Annotated in this window: 15 protein-coding genes; 10 read left to right on the top strand and 5 right to left on the bottom strand. The window is 65.4% G+C overall.

Annotation, left to right across the window (positions count from 1 at the left end; all coding sequences use genetic code 11):
* The first annotated feature begins 20 nt into the window (after window positions 1–20).
* The 7 genes from M2650_RS06700 (at window position 21) to M2650_RS06730 (ending at window position 7,923) form a co-directional block, all read left to right on the top strand.
* Window positions 21–1,241: an MFS transporter gene (locus M2650_RS06700; protein ID WP_249472691.1), complete on the top strand. Its 1,221-nt coding sequence runs from the start codon at window positions 21–23 to the stop codon at window positions 1,239–1,241.
* A 32-nt stretch (window positions 1,242–1,273) separates the two neighbouring features.
* Window positions 1,274–2,335 (top strand): aldo/keto reductase, encoded by a 1,062-nt coding sequence (locus M2650_RS06705; protein ID WP_249472693.1) that lies wholly within the window; start codon window positions 1,274–1,276, stop codon window positions 2,333–2,335.
* A complete protein-coding gene (locus M2650_RS06710; RefSeq protein WP_249472695.1) occupies window positions 2,332–3,351 on the top strand; it encodes a zinc-binding alcohol dehydrogenase family protein in 1,020 nt (339 codons plus the stop codon). The genes M2650_RS06705 and M2650_RS06710 overlap by 4 nt, the downstream gene beginning before the upstream one ends.
* Before the next feature lie 48 nt (window positions 3,352–3,399).
* Complete coding sequence (locus M2650_RS06715; protein ID WP_249472697.1) at window positions 3,400–4,239, top strand: PhzF family phenazine biosynthesis protein; 840 nt, start codon at window positions 3,400–3,402, stop codon at window positions 4,237–4,239.
* 75 nt (window positions 4,240–4,314) lie between these two features.
* Window positions 4,315–6,342 (top strand): NADPH-dependent 2,4-dienoyl-CoA reductase, encoded by a 2,028-nt coding sequence (locus tag M2650_RS06720; protein ID WP_249472699.1) that lies wholly within the window; start codon window positions 4,315–4,317, stop codon window positions 6,340–6,342.
* A 315-nt stretch (window positions 6,343–6,657) separates the two neighbouring features.
* Complete coding sequence (locus M2650_RS06725; protein ID WP_249472700.1) at window positions 6,658–7,116, top strand: cell wall hydrolase; 459 nt, start codon at window positions 6,658–6,660, stop codon at window positions 7,114–7,116.
* Between the two features lie 195 nt (window positions 7,117–7,311).
* Complete coding sequence (locus M2650_RS06730; RefSeq protein WP_249472702.1) at window positions 7,312–7,923, top strand: glutathione S-transferase family protein; 612 nt, start codon at window positions 7,312–7,314, stop codon at window positions 7,921–7,923.
* Between the two features lie 123 nt (window positions 7,924–8,046).
* Here M2650_RS06730 and M2650_RS06735 read toward each other — a convergent pair whose 3' ends face one another.
* From M2650_RS06735 to prpB, 3 genes are read right to left on the bottom strand one after another with little or no spacing between them, the layout of a single operon-like run.
* Complete coding sequence (locus M2650_RS06735; protein WP_249472704.1) at window positions 8,047–8,517, bottom strand: hypothetical protein; 471 nt, start codon at window positions 8,515–8,517, stop codon at window positions 8,047–8,049.
* Window positions 8,518–8,553: 36 nt separating this feature from the next.
* The gene (prpC, locus tag M2650_RS06740; RefSeq protein ID WP_249472706.1) at window positions 8,554–9,711 is read right to left on the bottom strand and encodes a bifunctional 2-methylcitrate synthase/citrate synthase; all 1,158 of its coding nucleotides are present in this window, start codon (window positions 9,709–9,711) and stop codon (window positions 8,554–8,556) included.
* A 44-nt stretch (window positions 9,712–9,755) separates the two neighbouring features.
* Window positions 9,756–10,646 (bottom strand): methylisocitrate lyase, encoded by an 891-nt coding sequence (gene prpB, locus M2650_RS06745; RefSeq protein ID WP_249472707.1) that lies wholly within the window; start codon window positions 10,644–10,646, stop codon window positions 9,756–9,758.
* Window positions 10,647–10,947: 301 nt separating this feature from the next.
* On the opposite strand from prpB, the gene M2650_RS06750 reads away from it, so the two are divergent.
* Window positions 10,948–11,766, top strand: a complete 819-nt coding sequence (locus M2650_RS06750; protein WP_249472709.1) for a hypothetical protein — start codon at window positions 10,948–10,950, stop codon at window positions 11,764–11,766.
* Between the two features lie 94 nt (window positions 11,767–11,860).
* Here the strand turns inward: M2650_RS06750 and M2650_RS06755 are convergent, their stop codons facing one another.
* Both M2650_RS06755 and M2650_RS06760 read right to left on the bottom strand, forming a co-directional pair.
* Window positions 11,861–12,847 (bottom strand): malate dehydrogenase, encoded by a 987-nt coding sequence (locus M2650_RS06755; protein WP_249472711.1) that lies wholly within the window; start codon window positions 12,845–12,847, stop codon window positions 11,861–11,863.
* A 105-nt stretch (window positions 12,848–12,952) separates the two neighbouring features.
* Window positions 12,953–14,152, bottom strand: coding sequence for a pyridoxal phosphate-dependent aminotransferase (locus M2650_RS06760; protein ID WP_249472713.1), 1,200 nt, complete (start codon window positions 14,150–14,152; stop codon window positions 12,953–12,955).
* Window positions 14,153–14,393: 241 nt separating this feature from the next.
* Between M2650_RS06760 and M2650_RS06765 the strand changes: the two genes are divergently transcribed.
* Both M2650_RS06765 and M2650_RS06770 read left to right on the top strand, forming a co-directional pair.
* Window positions 14,394–15,146: a hypothetical protein gene (locus tag M2650_RS06765; protein WP_249472715.1), complete on the top strand. Its 753-nt coding sequence runs from the start codon at window positions 14,394–14,396 to the stop codon at window positions 15,144–15,146.
* A complete protein-coding gene (locus M2650_RS06770; RefSeq protein ID WP_249472717.1) occupies window positions 15,143–16,309 on the top strand; it encodes a M48 family metallopeptidase in 1,167 nt (388 codons plus the stop codon). Before M2650_RS06765 ends, M2650_RS06770 begins: the two co-directional genes overlap by 4 nt.
* The last annotated feature ends 28 nt before the right edge of the window (window positions 16,310–16,337 follow it).

Here is a 16,337-nt window from a genome sequence, read left to right on the forward strand (position 1 = left end):
TCATTCTTCTATCCCCGCCCATGGCTACCCCGCTCGCCACACCCCAGCCCTCGCGCTTGCCGCTCGGCCTGTATGCCCTCACCGCCGGCGCTTTCGGCATCGGCACCACCGAATTCGTGATCATGGGCTTGTTGCTGCAGGTCGCGGCCGACCTGCAGGTCAGCATCGCCGCCGCAGGCCTGCTGATCTCGGGCTATGCGCTGGGCGTGTTCGTGGGCGCGCCGCTGTTGACCGCGCTGACCAGCCGCATGCCGCGCAAGGCGGTGCTGGTGGCGTTGATGATCGTGTTCACCCTCGGCAACCTGGCCTGCGCGCTGGCGCCCAACTACGCGGTGCTGATGATCGCGCGGGTGATCACTTCGCTCGCCCACGGCACGTTCTTCGGCGTCGGGGCGGTGGTGGCCACTGGTTTGGTCGCGCCGGACCGCAAAGCCTCGGCGATCTCGATCATGTTCACCGGCCTGACCGTGGCCACGCTGCTCGGCGTGCCGGCCGGCGCGTGGCTGGGCCACGAACTGGGTTGGCGCGCCACGTTCTGGGCAGTGACGGCGATCGGCGTGATCGCCACCGTCGTCATCGCGATGCTGGTGCCGGCCGATCGCGAAGACCATGCGCCGATCGCCTTTCGCGAAGAATTGAAAGTCGTGCGCCGCCCGCAGGTATTGCTGGGACTGCTGATGACGGTGCTCGGCTTCGCCGGGGTGTTCGCGGTGTTCACCTACATCCAGCCGATCCTGACCCGCGTCACCGGCTTCGCCGACAGCGCGGTGTCGCCGATCCTTTTCCTGCTCGGCCTGGGACTGATCGTCGGCAATCTGCTGGGCGGCCGTCTCGCTGACAAGCGCCTGATGCCGGCGCTGATCGCCACGCTGGCGGCGTTGGCGGTCGTGTTGGGCCTGATGACCTTCGCGCTGCAAAGCAAGGTGGCCGCCGTGCTGTTCTTCGGCTTGTTCGGCGTCGTCGCGTTCGCCACAGTGCCGCCGCTGCAATTGTGGGTGCTGCAGAAGGCCGAGGGCGCGCAGAACCTCGCTTCCAGTCTCAACATCGGCGCGTTCAATTTGGGTAATGCACTGGGCGCCTGGCTGGGCGGCGTGGTGATCGAACGAGGCCCCGGGCTCGGCTCGGTGCCTTGGATCGCGGCGCTGGTGACCGTATCGGGCATCGCCGTCGCGCTGTGGGCCGCTCGTATGGAGAAACCGCGGCGGATCGCGATCGATGCAGCTACATGCACCGCGAACTGAAAATTTCAACTTTCGGATAAGGATTCGACCCTATGGATTACCGTTTTCTCGGCGCTTCCGGATTCAAAGTGCCCGCGCTCGGTTTCGGCGCAGGCACGTTCGGCGGCAAAGGCCCGCTGTTCAGCGCGTGGGGCAATACCGACATCGATGAGGCCAAGCGGCTGATCGACATTTGCCTGGATGCCGGCCTCAATCTTTTCGACACCGCCGACGTGTATTCGGACGGCGCATCGGAATCGATCCTGGGCGCGGCGATCAAGGGCCGGCGCGACGACGTCATCCTGTCGACCAAGCTCACCCTGCGCGCAGGCGCAGGCCCGAACGACGTCGGCGCCTCGCGCCATCATCTGATCAAGGCGACCGATGCCGCGCTCAAGCGCCTGGGCACCGACTACATCGATCTGCTGCAGCTGCACCACTTCGACGCGATGACGCCGGCGGAAAGCGTGATGTCCACGCTCGACGACCTGGTGCGCGCCGGCAAGGTGCGTTATCTCGGCGCATCGAATTTTTCCGGCTGGCACCTGATGAAGTCGCAGGCCGCCGCCGACCGTTACGGCTATTCGCGCTTCGTTGCCAACCAGACCTACTATTCCTTGGTCGGCCGCGATTACGAGTGGGAATTGATGCCGCTGGGCCAGGACCAGGGCGTCGGCGCGGTGGTGTGGAGTCCGCTCGGATGGGGCCGGCTGACCGGCAAGATCCGCCGCGGCCAGCCGCTGCCGGAAGGCAGCCGCCTGCACGACACCGCCGGCTTCGCGCCGCCTGTGGACGAAGATCGGCTGTATCGCGTGGTCGATACGCTTGACGCGATCGCCGCGGAGACCGGCAAGACCATTCCGCAGATCGCATTGAACTGGCTGCTGCAGCGTCCCACGGTATCCACAGTATTGATCGGCGCGCGCAACGAGGCGCAACTCAGGCAGAACCTCGGCGCGGTCGGCTGGAACCTCAGCGCCGAACAAGTCGCCAAACTCGATGCAGCCAGCGACGTCACGCCGCCTTATCCCTATTACCCGTATTGGAATGGGCAGTTCACCGAACGCAATCCGCCATCGGTGCCTCTCGCAACCTCCGCCGGTGAAACGACATGAAAGCCGTCGCCCTGACCCGTTATTTGCCGATCGACGATCCGCAGTCCCTGCTCGACGTCGAACTGCCGAAACCCGTCTCGCCGACCGGCCACGATCTATTGGTGCGCGTCGAAGCGGTCTCGGTGAACCCGGTGGACACCAAGATACGTTCGCCGAAACCGCAGACCGAAACGCAACCGAAGGTTTTGGGCTACGACGCGGCCGGCGTGGTCGAAGCGGTCGGCGAAAATGTCGAGGAATTCAAACCGGGCGACGCGGTTTACTACGCCGGCGACGTCACCCGATCCGGCAGCAATGCCGAATTCCAACTCGTGGATGCGCGCTTGGTCGGCCGCAAACCGGCATCCTTGGACTTCGCCCAGGCCGCGGCGCTGCCGCTGACCGCGATCACGGCGTGGGAACTGCTGTTCCAGCGCATGCCGTACGACGCCGAACGCGGAGGCGAAGGCAAATCCTTGCTGGTGATCGCCGGTGCCGGCGGCGTCGGCTCGATCGCGATCCAGCTGGCGCGCCGCGCCGGCTTCACTGTGATCGCGACCGCATCGCGCGCCGAAACCGTCGCCTGGTGCGAAAAGATGGGTGCGCACCACGTGATCGACCACCGCCGACCGCTGGCGCCGCAGCTGGCCGCGCTGGGCTTGGAACGCATCGATGCGGCGATCAATCTCGCCGATACCGATCGCTATTGGGAAGCGCTGGGCGAATTGCTCGCGCCGCAAGGGCATCTGGGCCTCATCGTCGAACCCAGCGGCGCGCTGAAGATCGGCGATCCGTACAAGGCCAAGTGCATCGGCATCCATTGGGAAATGATGTTCGCCAGGCCGCGCTTCAAAACGCCGGACCAGGACGAGCAGGGCCGCATCCTCGATCGCGTCGCGAAGCTGATCGACGCGGGCGAATTGAAAGGAACGCAGAACGAAACTCTCTCGCCGATAAACGCCGCGAACCTGCGCGAAGCGCATCGGCGGCTGGAGTCGGGAACCAACATCGGAAAGCTCACTTTAGCCGGGTGGTGAATGTCACCGCGCAACCCATACTCTTTCGCTCGAACTCCGGAGATTTGAATGAGCAACGGCACGCTGCACCGCTACACCGCATTCTCTAGCGATCCCGATGGCGGCAATCCCGCAGGCATATGGATCGGCGACGCGCTGCCCGATGCGGCGACGATGCAGAAGATCGCCGCCGACGTGGGCTATTCGGAAACCGCCTTCGTCGCGCCGCAGCGCGGCGCCGAACGCGAGATCCGCTACTACAGCCCCGAAGCGGAAGTGCCGTTCTGCGGGCACGCCACCATCGCCACCGGCGTGGCCTTGGGCGCGATCGACGGCGACGGCGACTATCGGCTCGCGACGCGCGTCGGCGAAGTGCCGGTGTCCGTGCGCATGCGCGACGGCGTGCGCGAAGCCGCGCTCACGTCGGTAGCGCCGCGCCACGAACCGGTGCCGGAAGCGCTGCTCGACGCCGCGCTGTCCACGCTCGGCTGGACGCGCGATGCGCTCGATCCGGCGATCCCGCCGGTACGCGCCTTCGGCGGCGCCTGGCATCTGGTGCTCGCCGTCGCCGATGCGCGCACGCTGGACCGGCTGGACTACGACTTCGACCGGCTCAAGGCGCTGATGCTCGCCGAGGATCTGACGACGTTGCAGCTGGTGTGGCGCGAGAGCGACGAGGTCTTCCATGCCCGCGATCCGTTCCCGGTCGGCGGCGTGGTCGAGGATCCGGCCACCGGTGCCGCGGCGGCGGCGCTGGGCGGCTATCTGCGCGATGCCGGCCTGCTGCGCGCGCCAGCCTCCCTCCTGATCCGCCAGGGCGAAGCCATGGGCCGCCCGAGTCGCTTGCACGTGGGCATTCCCGTGAGCGGCGGCATCGTCGTGAGCGGTACGGCCGTGCCGATCGCTTAACCGTCGCTGCGGGCCGGCCTTGCCGCCCGCAGGCTTTACCGGCATCGTGCGCGATCCCGCCAGTCACCGCGCCGCATGTCCGTCGAAAGCACGCCTTACCCGCACCTTTTCGCCCCGCTGGATCTCGGTTTCGCCACGCTGCGCAACCGCGTGCTGATGGGATCGATGCACACCGGCCTGGAAGACCGCGCGCGCGATTTCCCGGCGCTGGCCGCCTATTTCGCCGAACGCGCCGCCGGCGGCGTCGGCCTGATGGTCACCGGCGGCTTTTCGCCCAACCTGGTCGGCTGGCTGAAACCTTTCGCCAGCAAGTTGAGCTGGCCCTGGGAAGTGCGCAAGCACCGCCAGATCACCGGCGCCGTGCATGCGCACGACGCGAAGATATGCCTGCAGCTGCTGCATGCGGGCCGCTACGCCTACCACCCCTTGTCGGTGTCGGCATCGAAGCTCAAAGCGCCGATCAATCCGTTCACGCCACGCGCGTTGTCGGCGCGAGGCGTCGAGCGCCACATCGATGCCTTCGCCAACGCAGCGAAACTCGCGCGCGACGGCGGCTACGACGGCGTCGAGATCATGGGTTCGGAAGGCTATCTGCTGAACCAGTTCACCGTGGCGCGCACCAACAAGCGCGACGACCGCTGGGGCGGCAGCGCGGAAAACCGGATGCGCTTCGCGGTGGAGATCGTGCGCGGCGTGCGCGAAGCCTGCGGCCCGGACTTCATCCTCATCTATCGGCTATCGATGCTGGACCTGGTCGACGGCGGTTCGGACTGGAACGAGATCGTCGCGCAAGCCAAAGCGGTCGAAGCCGCCGGCGCCACGATCATCAACACCGGCATCGGCTGGCACGAGGCGCGCATCCCGACCATCGCCACCTCGGTGCCGCGCGGCGCGTTCGCAGGCGTGACCGCGAAACTGCGCCCGCACGTGAAGCTGCCGCTGGTGGCCACCAACCGCATCAACATGCCGGACGTGGCCGAATCGATCCTGGCGCGCGGCGGCGCCGATTTGGTGTCGATGGCGCGGCCGTTGCTGGCCGATCCGCAATGGGTCGACAAGGCGCGCAGCGGAAAAACGCAGGCCATCAACACCTGCATCGCCTGCAATCAGGCCTGTCTGGATCATGTTTTCGAGAACAAGAAAGCCAGCTGCCTGGTCAATCCGCGCGCTTGCGCCGAAACCGAATTGAATTATCCGAAGACGACCGCGGCCAAACGCATCGCCGTCGTCGGCGCGGGCCCGGCCGGCCTCGCGTGCGCGACGGTCGCCGCCGAGCGCGGACATCGCGTGACTTTGTTCGATGCGGCCGACGAAATCGGCGGGCAGTTCAATCTGGCCAAGCGCATTCCCGGCAAGGAAGAATTCCACGAGACCTTGCGCTATTTCCGCCACAAGCTCGAGGAGACCGGCGTGGAAACCCGTTTGAGCGAACGCGTCGATGCGGCTTCGCTCGGCGATTACGACGCGGTGGTGCTGGCCACGGGCGTCTTGCCGCGTGCAGTCGATTTCCCGGGCGCCGGCCACGCCAAAGTAATCGGCTATCTGGATGTGCTCAATCGGCGCGTGGTGCCGGGCCGGAGCGTGGCCATCGTCGGCGCTGGCGGCATCGGTTTCGACGTCGCCGAATTCCTGGCCCACGAAGGCGAGTCGCCCAGCCTGGACACGCGGCGCTGGATGGCCGAATGGGGCGTCGACGATCGCTTCGACGCCCGCGGCGGCCTGGCCCCGGCCCGGCCCGAGCCCGCGGCGCGCCAACTCTGGCTGCTGCAGCGCAGTCCGGGGCGGCCGGGCGCACGGCTGGGCAAGACCACCGGCTGGATCCACCGGGCCACACTTAAGGCCAAGGGCGTGAAGATGCTCGGCGGCGTCGAGTACCTGAGCGTGGACGATGCCGGCTTTCGGGTCCGCATCGACGACACCGAACAGACTTTGCCGGTCGACCACGTCGTGATCTGCGCCGGCCAGGAGCCGCGCCGCGAGCTGTTGGCCGGGCTTCAGGCAGCCGGGCGGACGGTCCACGTGATCGGCGGCGCCGACGTCGCAGCCGAGCTGGACGCCAAGCGCGCCATCGCCCAAGGCAGCCGGCTAGCCGCGACTTTGTAGGGCGGGCCTTGGCCCACCATCGCCCGTTGCGCCGACTTCCCGAATAAAAACTCCAATTTAATCAAGCATTTCCAGTTTTCACGTTCAGGCGGGGTTGGGTAACCCGCCGCTACCTTGCGCGCACTTTCCCCGCCTGAAGGTTCGGCGGGAACCGGTGCGAGCACGCAATCCTGCGGCTTTTGCGCCCGGGCAAAGGGCGCCACAGAGCCGCCCGCCCTCCCCAGTACGCCATGCCGGTCTTGGCCGCGAATCCCGTATAGATGAATGGGGATCCGCGTTCAGCACCTGCGCAACGGAGCAAGGAGTACGCGTTACATGAAGTTGGCCTGGATCCTCTGGCTGTCCCAAATGCTGCCCCAGCCGGCAGCCGATTCGCTGTGCCTCAGCACCACGGTCTATCTGGAAGCACGCGACCAGTCGGTCCGTGGCCAGCAGGCCGTAGCCGAGGTCGCCCTGCGCCGCCGCGACAGCGGCCTGTGGGGCGACAACGTCTGCTCCGTGGTCACCGCCCGCAAGCAATTCGCCCCCACCCTGGTCTCCCCCCAGACCCGGCTCAGCAATAGCGAGGCCTGGGCCGAAGCGGTGACCATCGCCCTGGAAGCTGAGCGCAACTGGGCGCTGCCGGCCGGCCAGCGCAAGGAAATCGTGCCCGGCGCCAGCCACTTCATGGCGCACGCCATCGCCGCACCGAGCTGGCGCAACGCTTATCAGGTGGCGACGATCGGCGACCACACCTTCCTGCGGGTGCAGAAGCTCAAGCCGCGTCGCGGCTGATCCTCTCTACTCTTTGTGGGAGCGGCTTTAGCCGCGAGCTCTTTCCTCACCGCCGAAGCGAACTGGAAAAAGCTCGCGGCTAAAGCCGCTCCTACAAAAGCTAGCTGTGTCGCAACGCAACGATCCGTTTCGCGCCGGCCATTGAGCCTTCACGGCCGAATGCCGATCATGCGGCTCCTTCGTAAGGAGTTGCCCATGAAGCTGTACTATTCGCCAGGCGCCTGCTCGCTCGCCGACCACATCGTGCTCGAGTGGACCGGCCAACCTTACGAAGCCGTGCGCGTGACGCGCGAAGAACGCAAACAACCCGCTTTCCTGGCGATCAATCCGGCCGGCGCAGTGCCCGTGCTGGAAGAAGACGGCTGGCTGCTCACCCAGAACGCGGCGATCCTCAACTACCTCGCCGACCGCTTCCCCGAGACCGGCGTGGGTGGCGACGGCACGCCGCAAAGCCGCGCCGAAGCGAACCGCTGGCTGGCCTTCGTCAATTCCGACATGCATCCGGCGTTCAAGCCCTTGTTCGGCAGCACCGCGTATCTCGGCGACGATGCTGCGATCGAAAAGAGCAAGGCCGACGCGCGCGCCAAGCTTCGCGGCATGTTCAAGAGCGCCGACGCGCAACTGGCCGGCAAGGACTGGCTGACCGGCCATCGCACGATCGCCGATCCTTATTTCTTCGTGCTTACGCGCTGGGCCAAGGCGAACGATATCGACCTGTCCGGCCTGGATAACGTCGAACGGTTCTTCCAGCACATGCATGCCGATGCCGGCGTGCAGAAGGCTCTGAAGGACGAAGGCCTGACTTGAGTTCCAGCTTTCGTAGGTGCGAATTCATTCGCACGCTTTTCGGTTCCAGATCAAAAGCGTGCGAATGAATTCGCACCTACGAAGAGCAGGAGCAGCGGAGCAAGCCCCGCTCTACAAAGCTCGTCAGGCCAGCGCGGCGCGAACGCCCCGTTCCCACTGCGATGCCGAGGGCTCGCCTTTGGATTTGGCGATCGCGGCGGTCAGTTCGGGCAGCAGCGCCGACAGCTCGTCGGTATCCGCGCAACGCTCGATCTTCAGCTGCATGAAATAGCCGCGCAAGCCAAGATGCTGGCGCACGGCTTCGGACATCAGGCCGCTGAGCAGGCGGTAGCGGTCGGCGACGTCGGATTGCGGCAGCGGCGCGGCGCCGGGCGCGATCTGCCCAACCGGCGCGATCAGTCCCAGCTCGGCCAACTGCGCCAAGGCGTCGGGCGGCGCATGCAGGCCGCTGGCCAGCCCGAGCAACTGGGCGATGGTTCGGCGGCCGTCCACCACCAGCAATGTCGATCTCAACGCCGGCGCCAGCTTGCGCGCGCGCGTTTCGATCTCGTCGCGACCGGCATCGGTCTTGGCGTATACCTCGTCAGCTCGCATCGCTCCCTCCCCAGGCTCAGGATGCGCGCCGCGGCCTCAGCCGCGGCGGTCGATCGACACGTACTCGCGATCTTCCGGGCCCGTGTAATTGGCGCTCGGGCGGATGATCTTGCCGTCCTCGCGCTGTTCTATCACGTGCGCCGACCACCCGGATGTGCGGGCGATCACGAACAGCGGGGTGAACATCGGCGTCGGCACGCCCATCATGTGGTAGCTGGAGGCGCTGTACCAGTCCAGGTTGGGGAACATCTTCTTCAGGTCCATCATCAGCGTTTCGATGCGCTCGCTGACCTCGAACAGGGTGCGGTTGCCGCTGTCCTCGCACAGCTTGCGGCTGAGGTCCTTGATGATCGGGTTGCGCGGATCGCCGATGGTGTAGACCGGGTGGCCGAAGCCGATCACGATCTCCTTGCGCTCGACGCGCGCGCGGATGTCGGCCTCGGCGTCGTCGGCGTTGGCGTAACGCGAGATGATGTCCATCGCGACTTCATTGGCGCCGCCGTGCTTGGGCCCGCGCAGCGCGCCGATCGCGCCGGTGATGCACGAATGCATGTCCGACCCGGTGCCGGCGATCACGCGCGCGGTGAACGTGGACGCGTTGAACTCGTGCTCGGCGTACAGGATCAGCGACTTGTCCATCGCGTTCTCGTGCAGCGCGCTGGGCGGTTCGCCGTGCAGCAGGTGCAGGAAGTGCGCGGCGATGCTGTCGTCGTCGGTCTCGACGTCGATGCGGCGGCCGTTGCGGGTGAAATGCCACCAGTACAGCAGCATCGAGCCGAAGCTGGCCATCAGCCGGTCGGCGATGTCGCGCGCTTCGGCGGCCGGATGGCCTTCGCGCTCGGGCAGGACCGTGCCCAGCACCGAGCAGCCGGTGCGCATCACGTCCATCGGATGGGCGTTGGCGGGGACCAGTTCCAGGGCTTCCTGCACGATCGCGGGCAGGCCGCGCAGGCGCTTGAGCTTGGCCTTGTACGCCTTCAGCTGCGATGCGGTCGGCAGCACGCCATGGACCAGCAGATGAGCCACTTCTTCGAAGGTGGACTTGGTCGCCAGATCGTGGATGTCATAGCCGCGGTAATGCAGGTCGTTGCCGCTGCGGCCGACGGTGCACAGCGCGGTGTTGCCCGCGGCGGTGCCGGACAGGGCTACCGATTTCTTGGGCTTGAATCCGCCGGCGGTCGCGTTGTCGCTCATTTGCGTTTCCTTCGTTCGTCGGTTGTTTTCGATCGCGAGGCGCGTCACTTGGACGACTTGGCGAACAATTCGTCGAGCCTGCGTTCGTATTCGTGATAGCCGATCCGGTCGTACAGCTCCTCGCGGGTCTGCATCGTACCGACCACGGCCTTCTGCGTACCGTCGCGGCGGATCGCGGCGTAGACGTTCTCCGCGGCCTTGTTCATCGCCCGGAACGCGGACAGCGGGAACAGCTGGATCGAGACGCCGGCCGAGGCCAGCTCGTCGCGGGTGAACAGCGGGGTCTGCCCGAACTCGGTGATGTTGGCCAGCACCGGCGCCTTCACCGCATCGACGAAGCGCTTGTACGTCGGAAGATCGTAGGCGGCCTCTGCGAAGATGCCATCCGCACCGGCTTCGACGCAGGCGATGGCGCGTTCGATCGCCGCATCCACGCCGTCGACCGCGATCGCGTCGGTGCGCGCGATCAGGAAGAAGTCCGGATCGGTCTTGGCGTCGGCCGCAGCCTTGACGCGATCGGCCATTTCGCCGGCGCTGACGATCTCCTTGCCCGGACGGTGGCCGCAACGCTTGGCGCCGATCTGGTCTTCGATGTGACAGGCCGCGGCGCCGGCCTTGATCAACGATTTCACCGTGCGCGCGATGTTGAACGCGCTAGGGCCGAAGCCGGTGTCGATGTCGACAAGCAGCGGCAGATCGCACACGTCGGTGATGCGGCGCGTGTCGGTCAGCACGTCTTCCAGCGTGTTGATACCCAGATCGGGCAGGCCCAGCGAACCGGCGGCGACGCCGCCGCCAGACAAGTAAATCGCACGGTAGCCGGCCCGCTGCGCCAGCAAGGCGTGGTTGGCGTTGATCGCACCGATCACTTGCAACGGAGATTCTTCGGCGAGTGCGGCGCGAAAACGTGCGCCGGCAGAGGTTTGCGGGGCCATGGCGTCTCCAGGAAAGGGACTATTTTAGCTGAACCTGGAAGCTCCCGCCCTCATCTTGCCAGAGGCGGCTCAGCCGGGTCCCGACCGGGCCAATCGGGAAAACGCGATAGCGTTGGGATCGTATGCGCCAACTTTCACGATCATGACATTGCTGGTCGGCACGACGGCACTCCACTGCACGTGACTAGCAGGCCATGAGCGCTGCCGGAATCTACCTTAACTGTCCATTTTCGCCAACTGATTTCGTCTTATCTATTACGGGCATGGACCCCCCTTGCCCATGGAAACACAGGAGAAGCGCATGCCTCTGATTCGCACTACTGTAGCAATGGCGCTAGCCTTGGCAACCGCAGATATTCAAGCAACCAGCCACTCTCGAATTGAAGAAATAACAGGGATGTATGTAACACCTCCCAGCGAAGGTCGCAGAGGGCGTTATGCACAGATCACATCGATCGAGAGAGATATATTTTGGCTCGCGGCGGACGGAAAGCTGTCAGCAGTTAAGGCCACTCGAAAGAATGGCGTCATAACGTTGAATTACTTGAATGGAAGCAACGCCGGCCGAGCTCAGTATGAGATCAAGAAAAGAACGCTGACAGTTACTTACCCGAAGGCGCCAAGTATCGAGCTAAAAAAACCCATCCATCCTGCACACGTTCAAACCTTCCTGCGTTCCAGCCAGCATGCGAATCTTTATGAGATAGATGAAGCTGGCGACGAACAGGGGGACGTTCGCTTCAAGAAGAATTTCTTTGCCCTTGGCAAGGATATGCAAATGATCGAACAACAAGGACCGAACGGCAACGAGTGCCCTACCTACCTCTTACTCATCGATTTGAACGAACCCGTGCGCGAACAGTACGAAATCGCAAGAATCGTGGTTCGCGGGTTTATCGTCGAAGAAGGGAGCTCCGATCAGTGCCGCCCGCTAGACATACATAGGCATTATGTAATTAAGAACCACGAAATTGACGGATACTTGTATTTCAACAAACAAGGCAATCCGATAGCCCTGGCAATCGCGTCTTATATGACGGGATTAGCTTATGTAAATGGCAAGTTTTTACCTAAGGATACGCTTGACCTATTGATACGATTCGATCAAGAATTCGAATAGTGCACACGCCCAATTGATAGGAGCGCGGCGATGTCTCGCTTTAGGCAAAAGGGGCGGTTAGGCCACCCCTTCGTCCGCTGCGTGCTGGCCCGTTTCAACCAAGCAAATGCGCCACGCCGGCCCGCTCTTCTTCCAACTCGGCCAAGGTCTTGTCCATCCGCTCGCGGCTGAACGCATCGATGTCCAGGCCTTCGATGCGGGTGTATTCGCCGTTCTTCGTGGTCACCGGCACGCCGTACATGACGCCTTCCGGAATGCCATAGCTGCCATCCGACGGCACGCCCATCGTCACCCATTTGCCGTCGCTGCCCAGCACCCAATCGCGGATGTGGTCGATGGCCGCGTTGGCGGCCGAAGCGGCCGAGGACAGGCCGCGCGCTTCGATGATCGCCGCGCCGCGCTTGCCGACCTGCGGGATGAAGGTGTTGGCGTTCCAATCGGCGTCGTTGATCCTGTCCTTCAGCGACTGGCCGCCGACGGTGGCGAAGCGGTAGTCCGGATACATGGTCGGGCTGTGGTTGCCCCACACGATCAGCTTGTCGATGTCGCCCACGGCGACGCCGGCTTTCGCGGCGAGCTGGCTCAACGCGCGGTTGTGGTCCAGGCGCAGCATCGCGGTGAAATTCTTCGCCGGCAGGTCCGGCGCCGACTTCATCGCGATATAGGCATTGGTGTTGGCAGGATTGCCGACGACGAGCACCTTAACGTCGCGCTTGGCGACCTTGTTCAGCGCCGCGCCCTGCGCGGTGAAGATCTTGGCGTTCTCCAGCAGCAGGTCCTTGCGCTCCATGCCCGGGCCGCGCGGGCGCGCGCCGACCAGCAGGGCGATGTCGGCGTCCTTGAACGCGACTTCGGCGTCGTCGGTGCCGACCATGCCGGCCAGCAGCGGGAACGCGCAGTCTTCCAGCTCCATCATCACGCCCTTCAGCGCGGCCTGGGCTTTCTCCATCGGCAGTTCGAGCAGCTGCAGGACGACGGGCTGGTCCTTGCCCAGCATTTCGCCGGAAGCGATGCGGAACAGCAGCGAGTAGCCGATCTGGCCGGCAGCGCCGGTGACGGCAACGCGGACGGGGGTCTTCATGAGCAAGCTCCGTAATTCGAGATTGGGGATTCGGGATTCGAAAAGGCGGCCGACGGGCGGGAAACGGGAGGTCGCTGTTGCGAATCCCGAATCCCCAATCCCGAATCACCGCAGTTCAGCGAAAAACTCCGCGAACCGCTGCAAACCGGGCGCCAATTGCGGCGTCGGGCAGGTGTAGCTGATGCGCAGCGCGCGCGGCTCGCCGAAGGCCGAACCGGGCACGCAGGCCACGCCCTTGGCGTCGAGCAGCGCATTGCAGAAATCGACGTCGTTCTCGATCTTCCTGCCGTTGTGCGACTTGCCGAACGCCACGCTGATGTCCGGGAACGCGTAGAACGCGCCCTGCGGCTTCGGGCAGGCCACGCCCGGGATCGCATTCAACACCGCCATCACCTGGTCGCGCTTGCCCTGGAATTCCGCGTTCTTCTGCTGCGGGATGTCCTGCGGCCCGCTCAGCGCGGCGACCGCGGCGGCGGTGACGATTTCGGGGATATTGGTGATGTGATTGGAGTTCATCGTGGTGACGGCCTTGGCGACCGCTTCGGGCCCGGCCATGAAGCCCACCCGCCAACCCGGCATGCCGTAGGTCTTGGACAGCGAGTCCAGGAAGATCACGCGGTCGCGCAATTCCGGGCGGAAATGCACGAAGTTGTGGTAGCCCACGCCGTCGAACACCATGCGGTTGTAGATGTCGTCGGTGAGGATCCAGGTGTCCGGATGCTTGGCGATCACGTCCGCCAGCGCGGCGATTTCCTCGCGCGTGTAGACCATGCCGGTCGGGTTGGACGGATTGTTGAACAGGAACACCTTCGGCTTCTTCGCCAGCGCGGCGTCGAGCTGCGCGGGCGTCAGCTTGTAGTTTTGTTCCGGCGGGCACGGCAGCAGTTGGATGTCGGCGTTGAGGATTTCGCCGATGTCGACATAGCTGGTCCAGTACGGCGTCGGGAAGCAAAAACCGTCGCCCTCGTCGAGCAAGGCTTCGCAAATGTTGTAGATCACGTGCTTGGCGCCGATGCCGGTGGCGACGTTGGCGCGCGAATAGCCGGTCAGGCCGATCTGCTCGATGTGTTTCAGGAAGGCGTCGAGCAGCGCGTCCGAGCCGCGGTTGCTGCCGTACTGGCCGCTGTCCTTGGCCAGCGCTTCCCGCGCCGCGGCGTAGACGTGCTCGCCGGGCAGGAAATTGGGGACGCCGATGGAAAAACTGATGATGTCGCGGCCTTCGGCCTTGAGTTGCTTGGCCTTTTCGGCGACCAACATGATCGCGCTAGGCTTGGCGCGACCGATGCGCCGGGCGAGCTGGGGCATCGCAGGAAACCTCGTGGGGTTCGACGTGGGGCCTGGCGGGCAGGCGCGGATTGAGCGCCGGAATTTTAGCACGGTGCCGCTTTTTGCGATGGCCTTCCCGCTTGCGGGGATAGGCACGATCCGGCAGTCCTTGAATCCCAACCGCGCATCAGAAAGGACGGCATGTCCACTTTTGCGGCAGGTTATCGTCTTGGATGGGACGGGGCCGCGGAGCGCAGCCCTGACGGGACAGGGAAAACACATGGCACTGCCTTTTCTCGCACGCCTCGGAGGTTTGCGCCTCGCCGCATCCGCCTTGGCGGTCGTGTTGCTCGCCGGCTGCGTCTCCACCCAAGTCCGCACCGCCCGGGACACCGCCGGCCAGCCGCTGCGGATCGATGGCAGCGTGGTACTGGTCGAGGCCGACATCGAACTATCGGAAATGCTGGTCGGCGGCGCGGCCGAGCCGCGCAAGGAATGGACCGAAGCCGCCCGCCGGCTCTATCCGCAGGCCGCACGCGAAACGCTGCAGGCGCAGGGCATCGCGATGCGGCCCGACTTCTATCTGCCGGCCGATGCGGGCCCGGAAAACCGCCTGCGCCAGCTGCACCTGCTGAACCAGGCGGTGTCGTTGAGCATCCTGGAATGGTCGCGAGCCGGCACCAACACCAGCGGCGGCCTGCGCAACAAGCACGGCAAGTTCGACTGGACCCTGGGGCCGGGCGTAGCCGAGCTGCGCCAGGCCACCGGCGCGGACTACGCCCTGTTCACCTACATCCGCGACAGCTACACCAGCGGGGGCCGCGCGGCGATGCGGATCGTCGGCTTCGTGCTGCTGGGCGGCGACATCGGCGGCGGCACCCAGGTCGGGCTGGCTTCGCTGGTCGACCTGCGCACCGGCCAGGTGGTCTGGCACAACCTGCTGCTGGACCAGACCGGCGACCTGCGCGACGCGGCCGGCGCGCGCGAAACCGCCGGCGACCTGCTCAAGGGCATGCAGGGCGCACCGCGATGAACACGAAAGCGATCGCCGCCGCCCTGCTGCTGTGCCTGACCGCCTGCGCCAGCCAAGCCCCCCTCCGCGACAACAAGCCCGGCACCACGCCCGCCGCCGGCAGCGACGAAGCCGAGCTTTGGTACGCGATGGAACGCGCCGAAACCGAATTGCAGCGTTCGCCGCTGCGGGTGCGCGATCCCGCGCTCAACCAATACGTGCGCAAAGTGGCCTGCGAAGTCGCCGGCGAGTACTGCAAGGACCTGCGCGTCTACGTGATGGACGTGCCGCAGTTCAACGCCAGCATGGCGCCCAACGGCGTGATGCTGGTCTGGACCGGCGCCCTGCTGCGCGCGCGCGACGAAGCGGAAATCGCCTTCGTGCTGGGCCACGAAGCCGGCCACTTCCGCGCGCAGCATTCGCTCCGGCAATGGCGCCGGATCAAGGACACCAGCGCCGCGCTCGGCGTGTTCCAGGTGCTGGCCTACGGCGCCGGCGCGCCGACCACGGCCATGCTCGGCTCGCTGGCCGGTTACGCCACGCTGTTCAAGTTCACCCGCGACCAGGAACGCGAGGCCGACCGGCTCGGCTTCCAGGCCATCGTCGCCTACGGCTACGACCCGCGCGCCGGCGTGGACCTGTGGGCGCGGATGAAACGCGAAGAGGACACGCGCCGCTACGGCAAGCCGTCGGCGATTTTCTCTACCCATCCCGCCACTGCCGAGCGCTTGGCCGACATCACCGCCGCAGCGGCGGCCGTGCCCGATCCGCCGCGCGAACGCCACCGCAATGAGTACCGCGCGGCGACGCGGCCTTATCTGGAGCACTGGCTCGATGCCGAAGTCGCGCGCCGCGAGTACGCAGCCTCGTTGCTGGTGATCGGCGAATTGCTGAAAGACTCGCCATCCGAGGATCGCGGCGTACTCACTTTCTATCTGGGCGAAGCGCATCGTCGCCGCAATGCCGACGGCGATCGCGCCGCGGCCGGCAAGCTGTATGCGCAAGCGGTGAATATGCCCGGCGCGCCACCGGCCGCATGGCGCGAACACGGCTTCGCGCTGCGCGACGCTGGCAGCGCGGCTGCCGCGCGCGCCGCGTTCCAGAACTACCTGACGGCGATGCCGCAAGCCGACGACCGCGCATTCGTCCAGCGCGAGATGGACAAGCTGGGAGGCAAGCCATGAATCTTCAAACGACGCAGATGCGCCCCTC

This window comes from Luteimonas galliterrae, assembly GCF_023374055.1.
In the GTDB taxonomy this organism is placed as follows: domain Bacteria; phylum Pseudomonadota; class Gammaproteobacteria; order Xanthomonadales; family Xanthomonadaceae; genus Luteimonas_C; species Luteimonas_C galliterrae.